The organism is Porphyromonas sp. CAG:1061 (assembly GCF_000435035.1).
GTDB classification, from domain to species: Bacteria; Bacteroidota; Bacteroidia; order Bacteroidales; family Porphyromonadaceae; genus Porphyromonas_A; species Porphyromonas_A somerae.
This window is the reverse complement of sequence record NZ_HF988858.1, coordinates 6,396-12,214: the sequence shown is the minus strand read 5'-3', so window position 1 is coordinate 12,214 and position 5,819 is coordinate 6,396. Positions and strand designations below refer to the sequence as shown.

The following is a 5,819-nucleotide window of genomic DNA, read 5'->3' as shown; positions in this document are numbered from 1 at the left end:
CCTCTGCCGAGGTCCTTACTCATAGACACCCCGCTAAAATCCATACGGTAAGAACTTTCCAATGCATTACCTCTGGGCAGGCTGCTAGGTCGTCTTCCCCAATTAAATTTAGTCTTAACAGCCCCTTGCCAAACGACCTTCTTATGTAAGGATTAGAAGCGAAGGGTCTTAGGACGCCCTTTGGAGATGGTGTAGCTCTTGATGGCTCCAGTAGTGGGGTGCTTTAGTCGGATAGTGGTGCGATTGAGTTGAGTAGAGAGGGTCACCTGTTTTGGTTTGCCATTGCTCCAAGTGAGGTCTACCATGGCACCACCTCTTACTCTGAGCTGACGGAAGCTGCCACTTTGCCAAGTTGGGGGTAGGGCTGGCAATAGCTCCACAAAGCCATCTTGACTTTGTACGAGCATCTCCGAAATAGCTGCGATGCCACCGAAGTTGCCATCGATCTGAAAGGGTGGGTGGGCACAGAATAGATTGGGATAGGTGCCCCCGCTATTATCTGCTGGTTGTAATAGACTCTTCAGTAGCTTATGTGCACGTGCTCCATCCTTGAGCCTAGCCCAAAAGTTGATTTTCCATGCTCGTGACCAACCTGTTCCACCATCGCCACGACGGTTAAGAGTCTCCATCGCAGCCTTAGCTAGGTGGAGAGTACTGTTAGTGGAAATAGCATTGCCAGGGTAGAGAGCATAGAGATGCGAGACGTGCCGATGGTGTGGCTCCACCTCTTGATAGTCCTCCAGCCACTCTTGCAGATATCCTTTGGGACTTATCTGGTTGGGCGCTAATCGTGGTAAGATCGCCTTAGCCTTGGCTGTCCAATCGTTTTCTATCCCTAAGATAGTGGCCGAAGTAATGAGGTTGGTAAGTAGCTCTCTTACAATTTGGTTGTCCATAGTCGCCCCCATACAGATATAGAGTGGGGACGTGCTACCAGGTAATAAGTATCCATTTTCTGGCGAAGAGGTAGGAGCTGTTACTAGCCAACCGTTTGACGGCTCCTCAATGAGAGAGGTAATGAAGAACTTTGCCGCCCCCTCAAGCATGGGGTAGTACCTCCGCAGAAACTCACGATCGAGTGTAAAGGCGTAGTGATCCCAAACGTGTTGCATCAACCAGGCACCGCCTGTGTTGGTGGCACCCCATGACGCACTCTCGCCAGGAGCAGTAAAACTCCATGGGTTGGTCATCATATGGGCTGTCCACCCCTCGGCATTGTAGTAGGTATTGGCGGTTTTGGTTCCACTCTCTACGAGAGACTCTGCCAGTCGATAGAGGGGCAAGGTGTGGTCGCCTAGTCCTGCCACTTCAGCTGGCCAGTAATTCATCTGTAGGTTGATGTTGAGATGATAGTCGCCATTCCAAGGGAGTTGAGTGCCACCTGCCCACATTCCTTGTAGGTTGAGAGGCAGAGCATCGGGGCGAGTGGCTGAAATCATCAGGTAGCGACCGAAGTTGTAGTAAAGCTCTACGAAAGCGGGGTCCTCCTCCTTTTGGAAGCGTTGGAGTCGCTCGTCGGTGGTGAGCGACTGATGGTCTACTTTGCTATCAAGATGGATAGCTACTCGGTGGTACTTCTCTTGGTAGATTTGGAGGTGGTTGGAAAGTAGCTCTTGCCAAATTCCGTTAGATAGGTCGCTTTTGCCTGGCAATAGAGAGGTGGTATTGCCGATTAATAGAAGCACCTCATCGGCATTCATCACCTTCAGCCCTCCCTCGGAGATAGAGACCTCTCCACCTATGGGGTATATCTTGAGCTGTGCTTTGTAGGTGACTCCTTTGTCGGTTCCCCAACCATCTTCCAATTGCCCTTCAAGAGTTATCTCATCGGGTGCGATTGAAAGTTGATATTGACTTGGTCGCCAAAGTCGCGTGGTAAAGGAGATTTTGCCCTTTTGACTTGCAGTGAGCCGAATGGCTAGTACGTCCTCCTTGCCATGGCTGGCAATGTATTCGCGGCGATACTCCACCTCACCCATTTTGAAAGTAGTGGTGAGTAGTGCTTCATCTAGATCTAGCTGGAAGCGGTAGTCACTGTAAGAGCTATCGGGTAACTGATGCTGTAGATTGAGCCAGCCGAGCATCTGGAAAGAACCGTAGGGGGTGGTGCCCGATTGGCCATGGTTACTTCCTTTCCCCCCGCAGACAAAGTGCTGATAGACGAGGTCTTGGGCAAGTTGGTTATCACCCTTTAAGAGTGCCTCACGGATACTGGGGAGATAGTTGCTTGCCCCTTCTTTCCACTGAGTTGGGTCGTAGCTACCGCTCCACATACTGATATCATTGAGGATAATTCGCTCATTGGCGATACCTCCATCGGGCATCATACCGAGCCGTCCATTACCTAGTGGAAGTCGCTCCTCCCATCTAGTCGCTGGGTGATCGTACCACAGAATATGCTCTTGAGAGAGTGCTTGGAGTGTCACAAGAAGGCTACAAAGGAGGAGTGCAAATCTTTTAGTCATTACTGTTACCTATTGATATGATTCATATGCGAGTGCAAGTTAAGCAAATAATTGCATATGCTCTGACCCTATTTCAATGACTGAGTGTGTAACTCGTATCTGTCCCATTTCTTATTGAGAAGCATAATATGATAGCTTTTATGTCTCCTTGATAGAGATCATTGACTTGATAGACTTGTTTTGTCGCTTGGTTTTATTATGTTGTCTCGTAAAGATTGGCTACATTTGTGGTATAAAATCTTTAATTAATCATTAAATAATAATTGACCCTATGGCTCTTAAGTTTATGACTGCTGATGAAGCAGCAAAGTTTGTACACCACAATGACAATGTGGGGTTCAGTGGATTTACACCTGCTGGATGTCCAAAGGTAATTCCTGCGGCTATTGCACGTCATGCAAAGTCCGAGCATGAAGCTGGACGTCCTTTCCAGATAGGTGTTTTTACTGGTGCATCAACTGGGGATAGGCTTGATGGTGAGCTAGCTCGTGCAGAGGCTATCAAGTTTAGAACCCCTTATCAATCTAATAAAGATTTGCGTGCCCTTATTAATGCTGGGAAGGTGGACTATAATGATATGCATCTTTCAATGCTTGCACAGGAGATTCGCTATGGTTTTTTAGGTAAGATTGATATCGCTATTGTGGAAGCAGCCGATGTGACCGAAGACGGTGAAATAGTTCCTACCACTGGAGTGGGTATCGCACCTACGATTTGCCGATTAGCAGATAAGATTATTGTGGAGCTCAATGATAAGCACCCAAAGGAAATTCGTGGAATGCACGATATTGCGGAGCTTCAAGACCCTCCTCACAGAGGTACGATTGATATTGTTGACCCTCACGATAGAGTAGGAGCTGATTGTATCAAGGTAGATCCTGCAAAGATTGTAGCAGTCGTGAAGACTTCAGAGCCTAACGATGATTCTGCCTTTGCTCCACTTGATGAAGTCACTAAGGCGATTGGTGCAAATGTGGCTAAGTTCTTTGAGCAAGAGATGGCGGCTGGTAGACTACCAAAGGAGTTTTTGCCTGTACAAAGTGGCGTAGGTAATGTGGCTAATGCTGTTTTGGGTGCTATGGGCGATAGTGAGCAGATCCCTGCTTTCAATGTTTACACTGAGGTGATTCAAGATTCAGTGATTAAGCTGATGAAGAAGGGTAAGGTGAAGTTTGCTTCTGGATGCTCTCTATCAGTTTCGAGAGAGGTGATTCAAGATATTTATGCTCACCTTGATTTCTTCAAAGATAAGCTACTTCTACGTCCTCTTGAGTACTCCAATAACCCTGAAGTAGCCCGCCGTATCGGAGTGATTGCGATTAATACTGCATTGGAAGCTGATATTTATGGCAATATCAATTCTACTCATGTGATGGGCACCAAAATGATGAATGGCATTGGAGGATCGGGTGACTTCACTCGCTCAGGCTATCTTTCTATCTTTACCACTCCTTCGGTAGCAAAGAATGGAGATATTAGCTGCTTCGTGCCTATGGTTTCGCACCTTGACCACTCGGAGCACTCTGTGAAGATCATTATTAGTGAGTATGGTATTGCTGATCTTCGTGGCAAGTCACCTCGTCAGCGTGCTGAGGAGATCATCAATAATGTGGTGCATCCCGATTATCGCCAACTGTTGCGTGACTATCTAGCTGTTTCGAAACAGGGTCAGACCAAGGTTAATTTGGATGCTTGCTTTGAATTCCATCGCAAGTTCCAAGAGACTGGGTCAATGAAGAATGCCGACTTCTCCCCTTATAAGAAATGAGACTTATAAGAAGAATATATCCTATCACGCTTCTAGTAGCCATAGTGCTACTAGGAGCGTGTTCTCAATCCAAGAAGGAGGATCAAAAGACGGAGTCAAAGGGGATAGAGTTCCCTAACCCACCTGCTTTGATTACCGAGCCTATGGATAGAGCAGATTATATTCTCACACACCTCTTTGATGGTGTGACGGAAATAGATACTGTGCTAATGGGCTCTTCGGATGAGAGAGAGCAGTTTTTCGCCAATTTTTTTGCCATTAACCTTAATGCTAATGAACAGGCTCAAAGGGAGACGATTCGCCAGTACTATCAATTGGCTACACCTGCGATGGATTCTATTGGGATGAGACTCGTTAGTAAGTATTACGGTGAGCCAAATTCGCCCTTTTTCGATGAGGCAAGTTATTTACTGATGACTGAGGAGGCAGAAAAAGCTGGACTACTGGATGAGGCGGAGCAAATTAGATTGGCGGATCGCAAGGCTTTATTTTTACGAAATAAAGTAGGTGAGAAGGCTGAGAACTTCGACTATGTTTTGGCTAATGGTCGCGAAACATCCCTATACAATAGTGTCTCTGGGCTTACTCTTTTGCTCTTTTATGATCCAGAATGCGATACATGTCACAGTACATTATATGCTCTATCTAGTGATCTTAAGGTGAAAGAGCTGGTGGATAATGGTCTCCATATACTCTGTATTTATGCTTTTGGAGATGAGGAGTCTTGGCGTCATCACCTTTCTGAATTGCCGCCGTTTGCTACTGCTGGTATGGATAAAAAAAGGGTGATTTTGAGTGAAAGTCTTTACGACCTCAAAGCCCTACCTACGATCTACCTTCTAGACGAGAATTGTCGCGTACTTATGAAAGATGTGATTCTTGATGATTCCGTCCTTAATGAGATTGAGGAGCATATCTGCTATTAATATTAATTATTTGTCGATAAAATGAAAGGAATAGTGCTTGCAGGTGGGGCTGGTACCCGTTTATATCCAGCGACTAAAGCTTTTTCGAAGCAATTGATACCCTTGTATGGTAAACCAATGGTCTACTATCCAATCTCGGTCTTGATGCTTGCAGGCATTCGTGAGATTATGATCATTACCACGCCAGATGACCAGCCCCTTTTTAAGAAACTATTGGGAGATGGTAGTCAGTTTGGCATCCAGCTATCGTACAAAATACAGGAACGGCCTGAGGGGATTGCACAAGCTTTCCTCCTAGCTGAAGATTTTTTGCAGGGTGATGATGCATGCTTAATTTTGGGCGACAATGTGTTTTATGGTCAATCGTTTGACCGCATTCTACGGCATGCGATCCAAACAGTGGAGGAGAAGAATGAGGCGGTAGTATTTTCATACTATGTTCGTGACCCAGAGCGATATGGAGTGGTAGAATTTGATGCAGAGCATAAGGTGATCTCTATTGAAGAAAAGCCTAAAACCCCTAAGAGCAATTATGCTGTAGTGGGACTTTATTTCTATCCAGGCGATGTGATAGACCAAACTCGTAAGGTAAAGCCTTCGGCTCGAGGCGAGCTAGAGATAACCACTCTAAACCAACTCTATTTAGAGCAAGACCGCCTC

Annotated in this window: 4 protein-coding genes; 3 read left to right on the top strand and 1 reads right to left on the bottom strand. The window is 46.1% G+C overall.

The features are described 5' to 3' along the window. Nucleotides 1-152 precede the first annotated feature (152 nt). Nucleotides 153-2,465 (bottom strand): glycoside hydrolase family 95 protein, encoded by a 2,313-nt coding sequence (locus QVO39_RS01470; RefSeq protein ID WP_021902715.1) that lies wholly within the window; start codon nt 2,463-2,465, stop codon nt 153-155. 271 nt (nt 2,466-2,736) lie between these two features. On the opposite strand from QVO39_RS01470, the gene QVO39_RS01465 reads away from it, so the two are divergent. The 3 genes from QVO39_RS01465 to QVO39_RS01455 all read left to right on the top strand — a co-directional run. Continuing rightward, nucleotides 2,737-4,233 (top strand): butyryl-CoA:acetate CoA transferase, encoded by a 1,497-nt coding sequence (locus QVO39_RS01465; RefSeq protein ID WP_021902714.1) that lies wholly within the window; start codon nt 2,737-2,739, stop codon nt 4,231-4,233. Continuing rightward, nucleotides 4,230-5,159 (top strand): DUF5106 domain-containing protein, encoded by a 930-nt coding sequence (locus QVO39_RS01460; protein ID WP_021902713.1) that lies wholly within the window; start codon nt 4,230-4,232, stop codon nt 5,157-5,159. Before QVO39_RS01465 ends, QVO39_RS01460 begins: the two co-directional genes overlap by 4 nt. Before the next feature lie 21 nt (nt 5,160-5,180). Beyond that, on the top strand, nt 5,181-5,819 hold a 639-nt coding region (locus QVO39_RS01455; RefSeq protein ID WP_288171436.1), incomplete at its 3' end, for a sugar nucleotidyltransferase.